Origin of the sequence: Xanthobacter autotrophicus (assembly GCF_030015065.1) — a bacterium.
Classification (GTDB): Bacteria; Pseudomonadota; Alphaproteobacteria; order Rhizobiales; family Xanthobacteraceae; genus Xanthobacter; species Xanthobacter autotrophicus_D.
The window spans coordinates 1-491 of sequence record NZ_JAIVFN010000341.1; the positions used below are offsets into that span (position 1 = coordinate 1).

1 protein-coding gene is annotated in these 491 nt (G+C 65.8%); it reads right to left on the reverse strand.

Going from position 1 to position 491, the window contains the following annotated elements; genetic code table 11:
- On the reverse strand, nucleotides 1-491 hold a 491-nt coding region (locus K9U40_RS23425; protein ID WP_349239459.1), incomplete at both ends, for an acyltransferase family protein.

Genomic DNA, 491 nt, shown 5'->3' on the forward strand with positions numbered 1-491 from the left:
CGACGGATCAGCAACTCATGGATCAGCAGGCAGCCGCCGACAGTACCGGCCAGCAGCAGGGCCGGTTCCATCCACGGGCCCAACTGAAGTGGCTTGAGCCAGAACAGCAGCACGATGATCAGGCTCTGGTGCAGCATGTACCAGGGATAGATCGCCTCGGTGCAGTACGGCAGCCAGCGGAACGGGCGATCGAGGAAGACCTTTCCCCAGCCGAGGATGGCCAGCAGCGCGGTCCATACGTAAAGCGACTGGCTGGCCCGGCCCTGCAGGTCCCAGAACGGTTCGGGCCATTGCCGCAGCTGGGAATCGGCGGGCAATACCTGGCCGAGGATGCGCAACCCCAGATACCAGCCGACGGCAGCCAGCGCCAGCCATAGCGTGGTGCGGCGCAGGGCGACCACGCGCTCCCAGAACACCGGTTCACGACCCAGCAGGTAGCCGGCCAGGAACACCGTCGCGTACTTCGCGTGCTGGTACCAGTCGCCGAGCAG